This is a genomic window from Piscicoccus intestinalis NBRC 104926, assembly GCF_001515525.1.
GTDB lineage: Bacteria > Actinomycetota > Actinomycetes > Actinomycetales > Dermatophilaceae > Kineosphaera > Kineosphaera intestinalis.
The window spans coordinates 1-17,658 of sequence record NZ_BCNQ01000101.1 but is presented as its reverse complement, the minus strand read 5'-3'; the positions used below and the strand labels follow the sequence as shown (position 1 = coordinate 17,658).

The 17,658-nt window shown below is 71.7% G+C and carries 16 protein-coding genes and 1 pseudogene; 11 read left to right on the top strand and 6 right to left on the bottom strand.

The features are described 5' to 3' along the window. Nucleotides 1-315: pseudogene (locus tag PINTE_RS15050) on the bottom strand (hypothetical protein); the annotation flags it as partial. Between the two features lie 155 nt (nt 316-470). On the opposite strand from PINTE_RS15050, the gene PINTE_RS15045 reads away from it, so the two are divergent. The 3 genes from PINTE_RS15045 (at nt 471) to leuA (ending at nt 3,747) form a co-directional block, all read left to right on the top strand. Next, a complete protein-coding gene (locus PINTE_RS15045; protein ID WP_084343646.1) occupies nt 471-1,502 on the top strand; it encodes an SPFH domain-containing protein in 1,032 nt (343 codons plus the stop codon). Between the two features lie 33 nt (nt 1,503-1,535). Then, on the top strand, nt 1,536-1,760 hold the full coding sequence (locus PINTE_RS15040) for a type II toxin-antitoxin system antitoxin (RefSeq protein WP_068432378.1): 225 nt from the start codon (nt 1,536-1,538) through the stop codon (nt 1,758-1,760). Nucleotides 1,761-1,956: 196 nt separating this feature from the next. Next, on the top strand, nt 1,957-3,747 hold the full coding sequence (gene leuA / locus PINTE_RS15035; RefSeq protein WP_068432377.1) for a 2-isopropylmalate synthase: 1,791 nt from the start codon (nt 1,957-1,959) through the stop codon (nt 3,745-3,747). Between the two features lie 66 nt (nt 3,748-3,813). Here leuA and PINTE_RS15030 read toward each other — a convergent pair whose 3' ends face one another. Then, a complete protein-coding gene (locus tag PINTE_RS15030) occupies nt 3,814-5,592 on the bottom strand; it encodes a 3-hydroxyacyl-CoA dehydrogenase family protein (RefSeq protein WP_068432376.1) in 1,779 nt (592 codons plus the stop codon). Nucleotides 5,593-5,694: 102 nt separating this feature from the next. After that, complete coding sequence (locus PINTE_RS15025; protein WP_068432374.1) at nt 5,695-6,321, bottom strand: alpha-ketoglutarate-dependent dioxygenase AlkB; 627 nt, start codon at nt 6,319-6,321, stop codon at nt 5,695-5,697. 173 nt (nt 6,322-6,494) lie between these two features. Here PINTE_RS15025 and PINTE_RS15020 point away from each other — a divergent pair, with 173 nt between their 5' ends. After that, the gene (locus tag PINTE_RS15020) at nt 6,495-7,430 is read left to right on the top strand and encodes an FAD-dependent oxidoreductase (protein WP_068432373.1); all 936 of its coding nucleotides are present in this window, start codon (nt 6,495-6,497) and stop codon (nt 7,428-7,430) included. Between the two features lie 17 nt (nt 7,431-7,447). Here the strand turns inward: PINTE_RS15020 and PINTE_RS15015 are convergent, their stop codons facing one another. Then, nucleotides 7,448-8,050, bottom strand: coding sequence for a TetR/AcrR family transcriptional regulator (locus tag PINTE_RS15015; RefSeq protein WP_068432369.1), 603 nt, complete (start codon nt 8,048-8,050; stop codon nt 7,448-7,450). Between the two features lie 68 nt (nt 8,051-8,118). On the opposite strand from PINTE_RS15015, the gene PINTE_RS15010 reads away from it, so the two are divergent. From PINTE_RS15010 to argG, 4 genes are all read left to right on the top strand, one after another. Next, nucleotides 8,119-8,778 carry a CPBP family intramembrane glutamic endopeptidase gene (locus tag PINTE_RS15010; RefSeq protein ID WP_084343644.1) on the top strand — a complete coding sequence of 220 codons (660 nt, stop codon included), beginning with the start codon at nt 8,119-8,121 and terminating at the stop codon, nt 8,776-8,778. A gap of 12 nt (nt 8,779-8,790) precedes the next feature. Next, complete coding sequence (gene recO / locus PINTE_RS15005) at nt 8,791-9,558, top strand: DNA repair protein RecO (RefSeq protein WP_068432363.1); 768 nt, start codon at nt 8,791-8,793, stop codon at nt 9,556-9,558. Nucleotides 9,559-9,616: 58 nt separating this feature from the next. Further along, nucleotides 9,617-10,408 carry an isoprenyl transferase gene (locus PINTE_RS15000; RefSeq protein WP_068432361.1) on the top strand — a complete coding sequence of 264 codons (792 nt, stop codon included), beginning with the start codon at nt 9,617-9,619 and terminating at the stop codon, nt 10,406-10,408. Nucleotides 10,409-10,516: 108 nt separating this feature from the next. Then, a complete protein-coding gene (gene argG, locus PINTE_RS14995; RefSeq protein ID WP_068432358.1) occupies nt 10,517-11,953 on the top strand; it encodes an argininosuccinate synthase in 1,437 nt (478 codons plus the stop codon). Nucleotides 11,954-12,098: 145 nt separating this feature from the next. Here the strand turns inward: argG and PINTE_RS14990 are convergent, their stop codons facing one another. Beyond that, entirely contained in the window at nt 12,099-12,392 is a 294-nt protein-coding gene (locus tag PINTE_RS14990) for a hypothetical protein (RefSeq protein WP_068432355.1), read from the bottom strand. An 89-nt stretch (nt 12,393-12,481) separates the two neighbouring features. On the opposite strand from PINTE_RS14990, the gene dusB reads away from it, so the two are divergent. Next, complete coding sequence (gene dusB, locus PINTE_RS14985; protein WP_068432353.1) at nt 12,482-13,648, top strand: tRNA dihydrouridine synthase DusB; 1,167 nt, start codon at nt 12,482-12,484, stop codon at nt 13,646-13,648. A gap of 64 nt (nt 13,649-13,712) precedes the next feature. Here dusB and PINTE_RS14980 read toward each other — a convergent pair whose 3' ends face one another. Then, on the bottom strand, nt 13,713-14,585 hold the full coding sequence (locus PINTE_RS14980; RefSeq protein WP_068432351.1) for a sulfurtransferase: 873 nt from the start codon (nt 14,583-14,585) through the stop codon (nt 13,713-13,715). A gap of 221 nt (nt 14,586-14,806) precedes the next feature. On the opposite strand from PINTE_RS14980, the gene PINTE_RS14975 reads away from it, so the two are divergent. Further along, complete coding sequence (locus tag PINTE_RS14975) at nt 14,807-16,102, top strand: deoxyguanosinetriphosphate triphosphohydrolase (protein WP_373280166.1); 1,296 nt, start codon at nt 14,807-14,809, stop codon at nt 16,100-16,102. 120 nt (nt 16,103-16,222) lie between these two features. Then, nucleotides 16,223-17,658 (top strand): DNA primase (dnaG, locus tag PINTE_RS14970; RefSeq protein WP_157087277.1); only part of this gene is annotated, 1,436 nt, incomplete at its 3' end.

Below are 17,658 nucleotides of genomic sequence, written 5' to 3'. Positions count from 1 at the left end.
GCGGTGGTGCTCGCGCAGCCGAGGGTGGCGCTGCAGCCGGTCGGGCACGAAGCCTGCCCCACCCGGAGCGCCGCCCTCGTCGGTGTCGGGGCCGTTCCCGGTCGTGGGAGTGCTGCCGCCGGTCGGGCGGGGCTGGCGCATCGAGCGCGCCTCGCGCCGCACGCGCATCGTGTGTTCGAGGCGCAGGGTGTCGCGGGCGACGCTGGCGGCCGGGCTGTCTCCGGAGCGTGCGAGGCGCTGCAGCAGGAACGGCGGGACCACCGTGCATCGCACGGCCTCGCGCGAGATGTCGTGACATTCACGGTGATTCGTCATGCCAACGATTGAAGCACCGACCACCGACAAGGTTCGAGCCGAGAGAGCTCCGGCACCGCTCCGGCACCGAGGGAACCGAAGCCCACCCACCACCGTCATAAATCTGATATCACTTAGATATCAGGGGTCGAGTGGACCGACGAAAGGGAGGTCAGATGGACGAGCAGGGGCGCAGAGACGCGTCGGTGTCGAGCGAGGACCGAGAACCGCAGGACGAGCGCGCGACGGCCGAGGGCACCACGGAGGGTCCGCAGGAGGTGCCGCCGCAGGCGACGCCGGTGGGGCACTCGGGCGCGCGGGTCGACGTCACCGAGCGCCGGGCCTGGGCGGTCAACGGCTTCCTCGCGCTGCTCGTCGGGGTCGTGTTGCTCGGCGTGGCGATCTATCTGGCGGTCATCGGGGGCATCGCGCTCGACGCCGGCACCGGCGGCCTGGGCGCGCTGATCGGCGCCGGGGTGCTGTTCGTCGCCGCGGTGCTCGTGCTCAGCTCGGTGACGATCGTGCAGCCGGGGCAGACGAAGGTGCTGCAGTTCTTCGGGCAGTACGTCGGCACGAACCGGCGCGAGGGCCTGACGATGGTGATGCCGCTGACGACCAAGCCCACCGTATCCGTGCGGGTGCACAACTTCGAGACGAGCGTCGTCAAGGTCAACGACGCGCACGGCAACCCGGTCGAGATCGGCGCCATCGTCGTGTGGCAGGTGGCTGATACAGCCAAGGCGCGGTTCGCGGTCGAGGACTACGACGACTTCGTGCACGTGCAGGCGGAGGCGGCGCTGCGGCACGTGGCGACGACGCACCCCTACGACGACTACGAGGGTGGCGCCACGTCGCTGCGCGGCAGCACCGACCTGGTCAGCGCGGAGCTGGCGCACGAGGTGGCCGAGCGCGTCATCATCGCCGGTGTCGAGGTCATCGAGGTGCGCATCGCCCACCTGGCCTACGCCCCGGAGATCGCCCAGGCGATGCTGCAGCGCCAGCAGGCCGGCGCGATCGTCGCGGCCCGCGCCCGCATCGTCGACGGCGCGGTCGGCATGGTCGAGGACGCCCTGCAGCGCTTGGAGGCCGACTCGGTCGTCGCCCTCGACGAGGAGCGCCGCGCGGCGATGGTCAGCAACCTGCTCGTCGTGCTGTGCGGCGAACAGCGGGCCACTCCGGTCGTCAACACCGGCAGTCTCTACACCTGACCTCGATCGGACCCTCGACGGATCGGACGGATTGTGTCAGGCGGGAACGACAAGCCGGAGCCGCAGCAGCAGCGCAAGCAGGTGCTGCTGCGGCTCGACCCTGCCGTGCACGAGGCGCTGGCGCGCTGGGCGTCCGACGAGCTGCGCAGCGTCAACGCGCAGATCGAGATCGTGCTGCGCCGAGCCCTGGAGGCCGAGGGCCGGGCCCCGCGCGACGCCCGCCCCCTGCCGCGCCGCGGGCGGCCGCGCAAGCAGTAGCGGGGCGTGCCGACGCGCCGAGCCGGCACCCGCGTGGACGCGCGGCGCCGGGAGCCGCTACGGTGCAGGGGTGTTCTTCGGATCGCGCAGGAACCTCCTGCTTCGTCGCCGCGGCGAGGCCTACTAGACAGGCCGCCCTCGTCGCGGAGTCGATGCTGTCCGGCCTGACCCCAGCAGAGACGAAAGCGACGACACGATGAAGAACCAGCAGAAGCCCTCGGGCATGCCGATTGGCAAGTACGTCCCGTTCCAGGACCAGATCACGGTCGAGTTGCCCGACCGCACGTGGCCCGACAAGACGATCACGACCGCCCCGCGCTGGTGCGCGGTCGACCTGCGCGACGGCAACCAGGCGCTCATCGACCCGATGAACCGCGAGCGCAAGATGCGCATGTTCGAGTTGCTCGTCGACATGGGCTACAAGGAGATCGAGGTCGGCTTCCCGTCGGCGAGCCAGACCGACTTCGACTTCTGCCGCGCGCTCATCGACGAGGGCCGCATTCCCGACGACGTGACGATCCAGGTGCTGACCCAGGCCCGCGACCACCTCATCGAGCGCACCTACGACGCGATCGCCGGCGCCAAGCAGGCGATCGTGCACCTGTACAACTCGACGTCGGTGCTGCAGCGGCGGGTCGTCTTCGACAAGGACCAGGACGGCATCATCGACATCGCCCTGCAGGGGGCGCGGCTGTGCCGCAAGCTCGAGGAGACGATCCCGCAGACGGCGATCACCTACGAGTACTCCCCGGAGTCGTACACGGGCACCGAGCTGGAGTTCGCCGCCCGCATCTGCAACGAGGTCGCCGCCATCTTCGAGCCGACTCCCGACCGGCCGATGATCGTCAACTTGCCCGCCACCGTCGAGATGGCCACCCCGAACGTCTACGCCGACTCCATCGAGTGGATGTGCCGCAACCTGGAGCGCCGCGACTCGACGATCCTCAGCCTGCACCCGCACAACGACCGCGGCACCGGGGTGGCCGCCGCCGAGCTGGGCTACCTGGCCGGGGCCGACCGCATCGAGGGCTGCCTGTTCGGCAACGGCGAGCGCACCGGCAACGTGTGCCTGGTGACCCTCGGCATGAACCTGTTCAGCCAGGGCGTCGACCCGCAGATCGACTTCTCCGACATCGAGAACGTGCGCCGCGTCGTCGAGTACTGCAACCAGCTGCCGGTGCCCGAGCGCCACCCCTACGGCGGAGACCTCGTCTTCACCGCCTTCTCCGGGTCGCACCAGGACGCGATCAAGAAGGGCTTCGAAGACATGGAGCGCCAGGCCAAGGCCACCGGCAAGCAGATCAACGACCTCGTCTGGGGCGTGCCCTACCTGCCCGTCGACCCGCACGACATCGGCCGCAGCTACGAGGCGGTCGTGCGCGTCAACAGCCAGTCCGGCAAGGGCGGCGTCGCCTACCTCCTGCACAGCGAGTACGGCCTGGACCTGCCGCGCCGCCTGCAGATCGAGCTGTCGGGCGTCGTCCAGCGCCGCACCGACACGCAGGGCGGGGAGATGACCGCCGCGCAGCTGTGGGACGTGTTCTCCGACGAGTACCTGCCGGGCACGAACAACGGCGACACCGCGTGGGGCCGGTTCGCGCCCGTCTCCGTGCGCAGCTCCTCGGATTCCGACGGCAAGGACCACATCTGGGCGACGGTCACCGACAAGACCCAGTTCGGCCGCGAGGTCGAGATCGAGGGTCGTGGCAACGGCCCGATCGCCGCGTTCATCGACGCCCTGAGCACGGTCGGTGTCGACGCCCGGGTGCTCGACTACTCCGAGCACGCGCTGACCGCCGGCAGCGACTCCAAGGCCGCCGCGTTCGTCGAGTGCGCCGTCGGAGACCGCGTGCTGTGGGGAGTCGGGGTGCACTCCTCGATCGTGCGGGCCTCGCTGTCGGCGATCCTGTCGGCCGTCAACCGCGCGCAGCGCGACGCCGACCCGGCCGACTCCGCGCCGGTCTCCCGGCCCGGCGGCGGGCCCTGAGCCTCGTCTCACGGATGCCGAAAGGGGCCGGATCCCAACGGATCCGGCCCCTTCGTCTGGCTCTGGTCAGCGCGCGTAGTTATGGAACCCGCGGCCGGTCTTGCGGCCGAGGAAACCGGCCTGCACGAGGTACTCCAGCAGCGGCGACGGCGCGAACGCCGGCTGGCGGAACTCGGTGAACAGCTCCTGCTGGATCGCCAGCGACACGTCGAGCCCGACGACGTCGAGCAGCTCGAACGGGCCCATCGGGTAGCCGCAGCCGACCTTCATCGCCAGGTCGATCTCGTCGATCGTGGCGTACTGCGAGGCCAGCATCGTCACCGCGTCGTTGAGGTAGGGGAACAACAGGGCGTTGACGATGAAGCCCGAGACGTCGGCGCAGAACACCGCGTGCTTCTTGATGCTCGCGCACAGTTGCGCGACGGTGGCGGTGACGTCATCGGCCGTGGAGACCGTCGAGACGACCTCGACGAGCTTCATGACCTGGGCCGGGTTGAAGAAGTGCATACCGATGACGTCCTGCGGACGCGACGTGGCGACCGCGCACTTGATGACCGGCAGCGAGGAGGTCGTCGTGGCCAGGATCGCGCCGGGCTTGCAGATCTCGTCGAGCCGGGCGAACGTGTCCTGCTTGACGGCGAGGTCCTCGGCGATCGCCTCCACGACGATGTCGACGTCACCCAGGTCGGTCAGCGCGGAGGCCGCAGTGACCAGGCCGAGCGCGGCGTCGCGGCCCTCCTGCGTCATCTTGCCGCGGCCCACGGCCTTGTCGAGGGAGGCGGTGAGCTTGCCGAGCGAGCGGTCCGCCTTCTCCTGCGAACGGGCGACGAACGTCACGGGGTAGCCGGCCTTGGCGAAGACCTCGACGATGCCCATGGCCATCGTGCCGTTGCCGACGACGCCGACCTTCTCGATCGTGCGGGTGTCCTGGCCGGAGACCTCGGCCGACGGCGTCAGCTTGTCGGGCACGACCTTGGCGGAGTCGGGCTGCTCGTAGCTGTAGAAGCCGCGCCCGCTCTTGCGCCCGAGCAGGCCCGCGGTGACCATCTGCTTGAGGATCGGCCGGGGTGCGTGCAGCGGGTTGCCGCTGGCCGTGTGCATGGTGTCGAGCACCGAGTAGGCGGTGTCCAGGCCGATGAGGTCGAGCAGCTCCAGCGGGCCGCGGGGCAGGCCGCAGCCGAGCTTCATCGCGGCATCGATGTCCTCGCGGGTGGCGTACTTCGCCTCGTACATCTCGACGGCGTGGTTGAGGTAGCCGAGCACGAGCGCGTCGGCGATGTATCCGGCGCGATCCTCGACGACGATCGGGTCCTTGTCGAGGGAGCGCATGAGTTCGACGACCTCGTCGATGACCGGCGGATCCGTCATCACGGTGCGCACGATCTCCACGAGGCGCATGACCGGGATCGGCGGGAAGAAGTGGGTGCCGATGACGCGACCCGGCAGCTGCATGGCCGCGGCGATGTCGGTCACCGAGTGGCTGGAGGTGTTCGTCGCGAGCACCGCCTCGTCGGAGATGATCACCTCGAGCTGGCCGACGACCTTGCGCTTGGCCTCGATGGTCTCGCTGACCGCCTCGATGACGAGGTCGGCCTGCGCCACCTGCGTGATGTCGGTGGTGATGCTCACCCGGCCCAGCGTCGCCTCGCGGTCGGCGGCCTCCATCTTGCCGCCGTCGACCGCGGCCTGAGTCGAGCGCTCCAACAGGTACTTTCCGCGCTCGGCCTTCTCGTCGTTGAGAGCGACCGCGATGACGTCGCGACCCGACCGGGCGAAGATCTCGACGATGCCGGCGCCGATCGTGCCGACGCCTACCACAGCTACTTTTCCGAATTCGCGCGCCATGCGGGCAGTCTTCCAGCCCGCCTCCGGCTCCCGCTGGCGTTTGGGCGCAGCCCGTCCAGCGCGGGACGTTGGTCTCCTGCCCCGGCTGCCTCGCTCGCACGTTCAGCGCACGTCGCGGGGGCGGAACTGGATGCTGATGCGGGGGCCGGTCGAGGCGTCGACCTTCGGCACGCAGTGCTCCCACGTGCGCTGGCACGAGCCGCCCATGACGAGCAGGTCGCCGTGGCCCAGCTGGAACCGCAGCGAGCGACCGCCGGAGGCGGGCCGCAGCAGCAGGGGGCGCGGCGTACCGACCGAGACGATGGCGACCATCGTGTCGTCGGTGCGGCCGCGCCCGATGCGGTCGCCGTGCCAGGCCACCGAGTCGCGGCCGTCGCGGTAGTAGCACAGGCCCGCGGTCGCGAACGGCTCGCCGAGTTCGGCCGCGTAGTGCTCGCTCAGCGCGGCCCGGGCGTCGTCGAGCAGCGGGTGCGGCAGCGTCTCGCGGGCGCCGTAGAAACGCACGAGCCGGGGCACGTCGAGCACCCGGTCGTACATGCGGCGCCGCTCGGCCTGCCAGTCGACCCGATCGCGCATGAGCGCGAACACCTCGTCGGCGCCGCCGACCCAGCCGGGGCGCACGTCGACCCACGCGCCGTCGGTCAGTTCGGTGCGCCGCACCGCCGGGCCGAGCCCGTGCAGGCACAGCTCGTCGGTGACGTCGAGCAGCGAGCCCTGGAAACCGGTCATGCCGCCACGATAGCCCATGGTTCGAACGCCAGTGCTAATGACCGTTCGAGTGTTCGACTTTCGCAGGCGGGAGGGCGTGGCGTCGATAGGGTGTTCGCAATGCGACTCGCGCGGGCACGGGCCGATGCGCGGCACGACCGACGAGCGCGGGCGCCGAAGTCGGGAGTGCGAGCATGGGTCGGGTCATCGTCGTCGGAGCCGGTGTCATCGGCCTGAGCTGCGCGATCCGGCTCCTTCAGGCCGGTCACCGGGTCGACGTCATCGCCCGCGAGCTGCCTCAGGAGACGACCTCGGCCGTCGCGGCCGCGCTGTGGTACCCCTACCTCGCCTACCCGCGCGAGCAGGTCGACGCGTGGGGCGCCGCCTCCCTGGCCGTCTTCGAGGAGCTCGCCGCCGACCCCGCGACCGGGGTCGTCTCCCGCTGGGGCGTCGAGCTGCTGCGCGAACGGTCTCCGCGACCGGAGTGGGCCGGCGCGGTCCCCACGTTCCGGGAGGCCGAACGGGTGCCCGACGGGTACGCCGGCGGGTGGAGCCTGCGGGTGCCGGTCATCGAGATGCCGGTCTACCTCGACTGGCTCACCCGACGGCTGCACGAGCTCGGCGGCACGCTGACCCGGATGGCGCTGCCGCACCTGCCGCGGCCCGAGGGGGTCACGGTCGTCAACTGCTCGGGCCTCGGGGCGCTCGGGCTGGCCCGGGACCCGTCGATGACGCCGATCCGCGGGCAGGTCGTCGTCGTCGAGCAGGTCGGCCTCGAGCAGTGGTGGGTCGACGACTCCGAACTCGCCTACGCGATCCCGCGCTCGGAGACGATCGTGCTCGGCGGAACCGCACAGGACAGTGTGTGGGGAACGATGCCGGACCCGGCCGTGGCACGGGCCATCGTCGCCCGATGCGCGCGGATGGTGCCCGAATTCGGGTGGCGCCTCGAACGCGCCCGGGTCGTCGCCCACCGCGTCGGGCTGCGCCCCGGACGGCCCAGCGTGCGCCTCGAGGAGGAGATCAGCGGCGAGCGGCGCGTCGTGCACTGCTACGGCCACGGCGGCTCCGGCGTGACCCTCTCGTGGGGGTGCGCCGCCGAGGTCGCCCGCCTCGTCGGTCGGGCCTGAGCATCGGCGAACCGCGCTCACGGGCGCAGTAGCCGCAACACCGCGTCGACGAGCAGCGCCTCGTTCGCGGGCGACGCGAACACCGGCTCGACCGCGACCCGTCCCGTGTAGCCGTCGACGACGAGGGTGACCCACCGCGCGAGCGTCGTCGGCGGCTCGTCGGTGCGTACGGAGCCGCGTTGCTGGCCGGCTTCCACGTGCGCGCTCATCGCGGACTGCTGCCGGGCGTCGGCGCGATCGAGGGCAGCTGCGACCAGCTCCTGGGTCAGCTGCGCCGCGACCTCGAGGTAGAAACGGGCCGCGTGCGGGTCACGGGCCTCCTGCGCCTCGGCGCGCACGAGGTCGACGATGCGCTGCAGCGGATCGCCCGGGTCGGGTTCTTCGCCCGGCTTCTCGCGAGCGTCGGGGTCGCCCGCGTCGTCGGGGTCGTCGGGGTGGTCGATGAGCTCGACGAGCAGGTCGAGCTTGGTGGGGAAGTGGTGGAAGAACGTCCCGCTGCTGACGCCGGCGCGTTCGCAGATGCGCGCCGTCGTCGCGCCGGCGTAGCCCAGCTCGGCGATGCACTCGTAGCCGGCCGCGAGGATCGCCTCGCGTCGGCCTCCGCGCGGTCCCGCGTGCATCCACCGCCTCCTCGCCCCGACCCTCAATCACTATAGATCAGCCACTCTAGAGTGGGTACTCTAAAAACATGTCTCACGCCTTCCAGTCGGCGCGCCGGGTGCCGGCTCATCTTGTGCTCATCGGGCTCCTGATCGTCTACGGGCTGAACTGGGCGGTGCCCGACGCAGCGCGTGCGCTTGGGCTGCCGCTGCCGTCGGGCAACCCCCTGTCGGTCGTGCTGTGGAACTGGCTCACCGTGGGCGTGCTCATCGTGTTCGTCCACCGCGTCGAACGCCTCGACCTGGCGTCGCTGCGGATCGTGCGCCCCACCGGCGACGACCTCGGGTGGGCGGTCGGCTTCGCGGGCGCTGCCATGGGGTGGTCGTGGGCGGCCTCGATGATCGCGCCCGTCGAGCAGGGGACCGACACGCTCGTCGCGCTCGGACCGCTCGGCGTGCTGCTGCTCCTGCTCACCGTCGCGACCACCGAGGAGATCCTGTGGCGCGGCTACGTCGTCGAACGGCTCGGCGCGGTGCTGCGCAGTCGCGCGGCCGCCTGCTTCATCGGTCTGGCGATCTTCGCCGCCGGCCACGTGCCGTTCTTCGGCACCTCCTGGCTGCTCGTGCACGGCGTCGGGGCCGCCCTCATCTACGGGCTCTTCTGGTGGCGGCGCAACCTGCCGGCGTGCATGCTCACGCATCTCATCGTCAACGCGCCTGTCCTGTTGGTCACGCTGTTCGCCGCGTAGCACCATGGGCGGGTGCCCCTGTACCGAGACGCCGCGATCGTGCTGCGCACCCACAAGCTCGGGGAGGCCGACCGCATCATCACGCTGTTGGCCCGCGAGCGCGGCCTCGTGCGCGCCGTCGCGAAGGGGGTGCGGCGCACGAAGAGCCGGTTCGGGGCGCGGCTCGAGCCCGGCATGGTCGTCGACGCGCAGCTGTACGAGGGGCGCTCGCTCGACACGGTGACCCAGGTCGAGGTGCTCGCGCCCTACGGGCACGACATCGCCCGCGACTACGGGGCGTGGACCGCCGGCGCCGCGATGCTGGAGACCGCCGAGCGGCTCTGCGAGTCGCGGGAGTCGGCGCGGCCGCAGTTCACGCTCCTGGCCGGCGGACTCGCGGCGCTGGCCGGTCGCGAGCACGACGCCGGGCTCGTGCTCGACGCCTACCTGCTGCGCTCGCTGGCGATGGCCGGCTGGGCCCCGTCGTTCCACGATTGCGCCAAGTGCGGCGCGACCGGCCCGCACAAGGCCTTCAACATCGCCTCCGGCGGGTGCGTGTGCCCCTCGTGTCGCACCCCCGGCTCCGCGGCGCCCGCCCTGGCGACCCTCGACCTGCTCGGCGCCCTCCTCGAAGGAGACTGGGTGGTCGCCGACGCCAGCGACGAGCGCCACCGCCGCGAGGGCAGCGGCCTGGTCAGCGCGTATCTGCAGTGGCACCTCGAGCGCGGCGTGCGCTCCCTGCGCCTCGTCGAACGCACCCCACATTCCGGGCCGAAGGCTGCCCTTTCGGCCGAGGGCTAGGGCTGTAGCGCGAGCCCTCGACCGAAAGGGCAGCCTTCGGCCGGGGTAGGGTCCACACGTGCCTGCGCGCTACGTCGAGCCGCCGGCGCATCCCAGCGGGGTGCGGCCGCCGGCGATCCCTGCCGAGCTCGTGCCGAACCACGTCGCGATCGTCATGGACGGCAACGGGCGCTGGGCCAACGAGCGCGGGCTGCCGCGCACCGAGGGGCACCGCGCGGGCGAGGCCGCCCTGCTCGACGTGCTCGCCGGCGCGGTCGAGCTCGGCGTGCGGCACGTGTCGGCCTACGCCTTCTCCACCGAGAACTGGAAGCGCTCGCCCGACGAGGTGCGCTTTCTCATGAACTTCAACCGCGAGGTCATCCGCCGTCGCCGCGACGAGATGAGCTCGTGGGGGGTGCGGGTGCGCTGGGTCGGCCGGCGGCCGCGGCTGTGGCGCTCGGTGATCTCCGAACTCGAGGACGCCCAGAACCGCACCCGCGACAACGACAAGCTCACCCTCTGGTTCTGCGTCAACTACGGCGGGCGCGCCGAGATCGCCGACGCGACGCGCGCGATCGCCGAGCAGGTCGCGGCGGGCCGGCTGCGACCCGGCTCCGTCGACGAAGAGACCGTGGCGCGCTACCTGCCCAACCCGGACATGCCCGACGTCGACCTGTTCGTACGCAGCTCGGGGGAGCAGCGCACGAGCAACTTCCTGCTGTGGCAGAGCGCCTACGCCGAGATGGTCTTCCTCGACACGCTGTGGCCCGACTTCGACCGGCGGCACCTGTGGCAGGCCTGCGAGACCTACGCCCGCCGCGACCGGCGCTACGGCGGGGCGGTCGATCGGGCTCCCGGCTCCGGCTCCTGAGGGTCCGCACACGATAGCTCGCGGTCGTTCCCGCAGGTCGGACGCCGAATGCGTCCGCGATGTGGACTGAATGAATACTCATGCAGTGGTCTGCATAATGTGTCTGGCATGTCCAAGGTCCTGACGAGTCTGCCTGTCGGTGAACGTGTCGGAATCGCCTTCTCGGGCGGCCTCGACACCTCGGTCGCGGTCGCGTGGATGCGCGAGCGAGGCGCGGTGCCGTACACCTACACCGCCGACATCGGGCAGTACGACGAGACCGACATCGCCTCGATCCCCGGCCGTGCCGAGGCCTACGGCGCGCACGCCTCCCGGCTCGTCGACTGCCGCGAGCCGCTCGTCGAGGAGGGCCTCGTGGCCCTCTCGTGCGGCGCCTTCCACATCCGCTCCGCCGGCCGCAGCTACTTCAACACCACCCCGCTGGGGCGCGCGGTCACCGGCACGATGCTCATCCGCGCCATGAAGGAGGACGGCGTCGAGATCTGGGGCGACGGGTCCACCTACAAGGGCAACGACATCGAACGGTTCTACCGGTACGGCCTGCTGGCCAACCCGAACCTGCGCATCTACAAGCCGTGGCTCGACGCCGACTTCGTGCGCGAACTCGGCGGTCGTAACGAGATGAGCCAGTGGCTCTCCGAGCGCGACCTGCCCTACCGCGACTCCAAGGAGAAGGCGTACTCGACCGACGCCAACATCTGGGGCGCGACCCACGAGGCCAAGCGCCTCGAGCAGCTCGACGTCGGCATGGAGATCGTCGAGCCGATCATGGGCGTCGCGTTCTGGGACGACACCGTGCAGATCGACACCGAGGACGTCACGCTCAGCTACGAGCAGGGTCGCCCGGTGGCGATCAACGGCGAGCGGTTCGACTCCAGCGTCGACCTCGTGCTCAAGGCCAACGAGATCGGCGGTCGGCACGGCCTGGGCATGTCCGACCAGATCGAGAACCGCATCATCGAGGCCAAGTCGCGCGGGATCTACGAGGCGCCCGGTATGGCGCTGCTGTTCATCGGCTACGAGCGGCTCGTCAACGCGATCCACAACGAAGACACGATCGCCAACTATCACGACCAGGGCCGTCGGCTGGGCCGCCTCATGTACGAGGGGCGCTGGCTGGACCCGCAGTCGCTCATGCTGCGCGAGTCGCTGCAGCGGTGGGTCGGCTCGGCGGTCACCGGGTCCGTGACGCTGCGGCTGCGTCGCGGTGAGGACTACTCGATCCTCGACACCCAGGGCACCGGCTTCAGCTACCACCCCGACAAGCTGTCGATGGAGCGCGTCGAGGACGCCGCCTTCGGGCCCACCGACCGCATCGGTCAGCTGACGATGCGCAACCTCGACATCGCCGACTCCCGCTCGCGCCTGGAGCAGTACGTGGGCATCGGCATGCTCGGCCAGGGCGCCGGCACCGAGGCGATGGGCCTGGCGACCACCAGCCTCGTCGGCGACCTCACCCCCGGCGGCGCGAAGGCCATCGCCGGCGCCGTCGAGCACGAGGGCGAGTTGCTCGACCGCGCCGCCATGGAGTTCGGCACCGACTGACCCTCGGCTCGACGACGCCCCAACGACCCTCGAAACTGCGTGTCGTGGTCGGGACTGCGGCACAAACAGCAGTTCTGACCACGACACGCAGTTTTCGGCGAAGTGGGGCGTGGGCGCTCAGCGGCTCGGGTCAGGGTGGCTCGGGTCACTGGGGGAAGGCGCGCACCAGCGTGAGGCCGATGAGCAGCACCACGACCGCGACGCGCAGGTAGCGCTCGCCGACGGTGATGCGCCGCCACGTGACCGCCAGGATGAACGCCAGCCCGAGAATGCCGAGCACGGCGGGCAGCACCCCGATCGGTCCGCCGATGGCCAGCCCGACGACGACCAACGCCATGACGACGCCGGCGGTGGCAAGCCTCGGGAGCCGGTCCAGGCGCGCGGCGATGCGGTCGCTGGTGCTCGGCGTGGGGTTCGAACAGCACGAGGTCTCGCTCACGCCGCCACCCTAGCGGCGCCCCCGCGCGCTGGCCGCAGCGGCACGACCGATCCGGACCACCCGGTAGCGGCTGCGACAATGGACAGATCATGTCCGTCACCGCACCCGTCCAGGCGCCCGCGCTGCGCATCGGCCCGCACACGATCGGCACGCCGGTCGTGCTGGCTCCGATGGCGGGGATCACGAATCGCGCGTTCCGGCGGCTGTGCCGCGAATGGGGCCCGGACTGCCTGTACGTCAGCGAGATGATCACCTCCCGCGCGCTCGTCGAGCGCAACGCGGAGACGATGCGGCTCATCGAGCACGACCCGGAGGAGTCGCCCCGGTCGATCCAGCTGTATGGCGTCGATCCGGCGACCGTGCGCCTGGCCACGCGCATGCTCGTCACCGAGGACCGCGCCGACCACATCGACCTCAACTTCGGGTGCCCGGTGCCCAAGGTCACCCGCAAGGGCGGGGGAGCGGCGCTGCCCTGGAAAACCGGCCTGTTCCGCGGGATCGTCGCGGCCGCCGTCTCCGAGGCCTCGGCGCGCGGGGTGCCGGTCACGGTGAAGATGCGGGTCGGCATCGACGCCGACCACACGACGTACCTCGACGCCGGCCGGATCGCGGAGGCCGAGGGGGTGGCCGCGGTCGCGCTGCACGCCCGCACCGCCTCCCAGGCGTACTCGGGGCAGGCCGACTGGAGCGCGGTCGCCCGGCTCAAGGAGGCGGTCACTCAGGTGCCCGTGCTCGGCAACGGTGACATCTGGTCGGCTCAAGACGCGCTCGACATGGTGGCCCGCACCGGCTGCGACGGCGTCGTCGTCGGCCGCGGCTGCCTCGGGCGACCCTGGCTGTTCGCCGACCTCGCGGCCGCGTTCGCGGGCTCGGCGGCGCGCACGGCCCCGAGCCTGGGGCAGGTGTGCGCGACGATGCGTCGGCACACCGTCTACCTCGCGGAGTTCTACGGCGACGAGGGCAAGGCCTGCCGCGACATCCGCAAGCACATCGCCTGGTACCTCAAGGGGTTTCCCGCGGGCTCCGAAGTTCGGCATCACCTCGCGCTCGTCGACGACCTCGACGGGCTCGACGCGTTGCTCGGGCGGCTCGACCCCCGGCAGCCGTGGCCGGGCGCGGACGCCGACGGCCCGCGCGGCCGGTCGGGCTCACCGCGGCGGGTGGCGCTGCCCGAGCGTTGGCTCGACTCCCGCGAGCTGGACCCCGCGCAGGCGGCCGCCGTCGCGCTTGCCGAGTCCAGCGTCAGCGGCGGCTGAGCGCCCGACGGTTGCGTTGATCGCACACTGTTGGGCGCGGTGACCGCACACAACAGTGTGACGATCAGCCCGCGGCCTGAGTCGGCGTGTCGACCTCGATGGGCCGGGCCGGATCGGTGATCCAGTCGCTCCACGACCCGATGTACACGGGCACCTGGCCGCCGAGCCCGGCCGCGGAGATGGCCAACGCGAGGTGGGATGCCTGAACCCCGCTGCCGCAGTAGGTCGCCACCGGCCGCTCTCCGTCGACGCCCACCGCGCCGAGCACCTCGCGCAGCCGCGCCGCGGGCAGGAACGTGCCGTCGGGATTGAGCAGGGACCGGGCGGGCACGCTGACCGCGCCGGGGATGTGCCCGGCCACCGGGTCGACGGTCTCGTTCTCGCCGTAGAACCGGTCGGCGGGGCGCCCGTCGATGAGCAGGCCCTCCCTGGCGTACAGGGCGGCCTGCTCGGCGTCGAGCACGTTGATGCGGGAGCGGCGCACGGAGAAGTCGCCCTCCTCGACGAGCCGCAGGCCCGACTCGATCGGCAGGCGTTGCGCGCGCCAGGCGCGGATGCCGCCGTCGAGCACCAGCACGTCGAACTTGCCGAAGTGCCGCAGCAGCCACCAGGCGCGCGCGGCGCCCAGTGAGCCGTAGTCGTCGTAGACGACGACGAGACGGTCGTTGTCGACACCACACTCCGCCATGTCGAGCTCGAAGTCGTCGACCGTCGGCATGGGGTGCCGCCCGCCCGGCCCGTCCTCGGTGCGCTCCCCGGACAGATCGCGCTCCATGTCGACGAAGACCGCGCCCGGCAGATGACCCTGCAGGTAGGCGTCGTAGCCGTCGTCAGCACCGAGTTGCCAGCGCACGTCGAGGATGAGCGGCGCGTCGCCAGGACCGCCCGCGAGCAGCGCGGCGAGCTGCTGGGGCGTGATGAGGGGATGGCGGTGCATGGTCGTGTTATATCCGTTCGGGCGACGTGGGCGGGCGCTCGGCGGTCCGGCCGACGCGGGTGGGTGGGCCAAGGAGTGTAGCCGGGGCGAGGATCGGTCCGCCCGCGCCCTCCGAAGGGAGGTGACGCAGTGGGACGGAGACGGGTCGAACGGGCGACGCGGGATGGCGCTCGCGGCCGGCTCGCCCGACCGGCCGCGCGGCACCACTCTATGGTTTTCGTGTGGCGGAGAACACCCACGACTTCCACGTGCGCGACCGGCGGTCGCGCGCGTACCGGGCGTGGGACCGGGCGCGTTGGGTCGCCGAGGACCCGGCTCGCAAGCGCGCCGACCGCGACGACTTCGCCCGCGACCGAGCCCGCCTCGTACACTCCGCGGCGCTGCGCCGTTTGGCGGCGAAAACTCAGGTGGTGCAGCCGGATTCGGACGACTTCGCGAGAAACCGGTTGACCCATTCGCTGGAGGTCGCGCAGATCGGTCGGGAGTTCGCGGGCATGCTCGGCTGCGATGCCGACGTCGTCGACACCGCCTGTCTCGCGCACGACCTCGGTCACCCGCCGTTCGGGCACAACGGGGAGGCCGCGCTCGACGTCATCGCCGCGCCGATCGGGGGCTTCGAAGGCAACGCCCAGACGTTCCGCCTGCTGACCCGGCTCGAGGCCAAGCGGGTGCACCCGGACGGCCGGCCGGCGGGGCTGAACCTCACCCGCGCCAGCCTGGACGCCGCGACGAAGTACCCGTGGACGCGGGACGCCGCACCGACCGGCTCCCGCAAGTTCGGCGTGTACCTCGACGACCTGGCGGCGTTCGACTGGATGCGGCGAGAGGCCCCGCCGCGGCGACGCTGCCTGGAGGCGCAGGCGATGGACTGGTCCGACGACGTGGCGTACTCGGTGCACGACGTCGAGGACGCGGTGACCGCGGGCTACCTCGACCTGCGGGTGTTGACCAGCCCGGCCGATCTGGGGGGTGTGTTCGCGGTGGCCCGCGAGTGGTACGACCGCGGTCTCGACGACGACGCGCTGACCGCGGCGGCCGCGCGCCTGGTCGCCGGAGACGGTGCCGGCGGCGAGCCGCTCGTGCCGCTGGGTTACGACGGGAGCCGGCGCGCGCTGGCGGCGCTGAAGGACCTGACGAGCCGGCTCATCGGGCGGTTCGTGCTGGCCGCGGAGCTGGCGACCCGGCAGGCGCACGGCCCGGGGCCGCTGCTGCGGTACGAGGCCGATCTGCTCGTGCCGCCCGACACCCGCGCCGAGTGCGCGCTGCTCAAGGCCCTCGCGGCGCACTTCGTCATGCTCGCGCCGGCGCGGCTGCGGGTGCGCGAGGCGGAGCAGGACGCCATCGCCGACCTCGTGCGGGCCATCGAGGCCCGGCCGCTCGAGCGGCTCGACGCCGCGCTGCGGGCCGACTTCGAGCAGGCCGGCGACGACGCCGGGCGTCGCCGCGTGGTCATCGACCAGGTGGCCTCGCTGACCGATGTGCGGGCCTGGTCGCTGCACGCCCGCTGGTGCCGCTGACGGCCGCTGACGGCGCTGACGGCGCTGAGGGCCTGTCGGCGGGTGCCGGCCGCGAGCCGCGCCGGAGCCCGACCCCGGGCCCGCCTAGACTCGTCGGGGAGTGCGGAACGGAGGTGCGCGGTGCCGGGACGGATCCGGGACGAGGACGTCGAGCTCGTCAAGGAACGAGCCTCGATCGAGGATGTCGTGCGCGATCACGTCACCTTGACCCGCGCCGGCACCGGCCGCCTCAAGGGGCTGTGCCCGTTCCACGACGAGAAGACCGCCTCCTTCACGGTGCGTCCCGGCCATGGCCGCTGGCACTGCTTCGGCTGCAACGAGGGCGGCGACGTCATCTCCTTCGTCATGAAGGTCGACCACGTGAGTTTCGTCGAGGCGATCGAGGCGCTCGCCGGACGTTTCGGGGTGCAGCTGCGCTACGAGGAGGGCGCCGCGCACGACGACGGCGCCCACGGGCGGCGCCGCCGCCTCATGGAGGCCCACCGGGTGGCCGAGGAGTTCTACCACGACACGCTGCTGCGCTCGGCCGACGCCCGCACCGGCCGCGACTTCCTGCGCGCCCGGGGTTTCGACTCGGCGGCCGCGGCGCGGTTCGCCGTCGGGTACGCGCCGCGCACCGGCTCCGCCCTCGTCGCGCACCTGCGCGCGAAGGGATTCGACGAGGACGACCTCGTGCTCGCCGGGCTCGTCGGGCGCAGCGCCCGCGGCCCGTACGACCGGTTCCGCGGCCGGCTCGTGTGGCCGATCCGCGACATCACCGGGGCGACGGTCGGATTCGGCGCCCGCCGCCTGTTCGACGACGACCGGATCGCCGCGAAGTACCTCAACACCGCCGAGTCGCCGATCTACAAGAAGACCGCCGTGCTGTACGGGCTCGACCTGGCGAAGAAGGCGATCGCGACGACCCGTCGGGCGGTGGTCGTCGAGGGGTACACCGACGTCATGGCCGCGCATCTGGCGGGCATCGAGTCCGCGGTCGCCACGTGCGGCACGTCGTTCGGCGCCGATCACGTCGCGACGCTGCGGCGCATCCTGCGCGACGACTCCGCCGGACCGCCCGCGCGCACCGTGTTCACGTTCGACGGTGACGCCGCCGGGCAGAAGGCCGCGATGCGGGCCTTCGAGCTCGACCAGAAGTGGGCGAGCCAGTCGTACGTGGCGGTGGCCGACGGCGGTCAGGACCCGTGCGAACTGAGGCTGTCCGGCGGCGACGCCGAGGTGCGCCGGCTCGTCGAGGAGGCGGTGCCGATGTTCGAGTTCGCGGTGCGCACGACGCTCGCGGCGCACGACCTCGACACCGCCGAGGGGCGGGTGACCGGCATGCGGGCGGTGGCGCCGATCATCGCCGGCATCCGCGACCGGGCGCTGCGCCCGGAGTACACCCGCACGGTCGCCGGCTGGATCGGCGTCGAGGTCGAGCAGCTCAACGACATCGTCACGCACACCCCGACTCGGCCCGCGGGGCGCGGCGATCTCGGCGGGCGCACCGGCCCGACTCGGCTGCGGGCGGCCGGCGTGCCGACGGGCCGATCCGGAGGCGGGTCGGGAGACTGGGC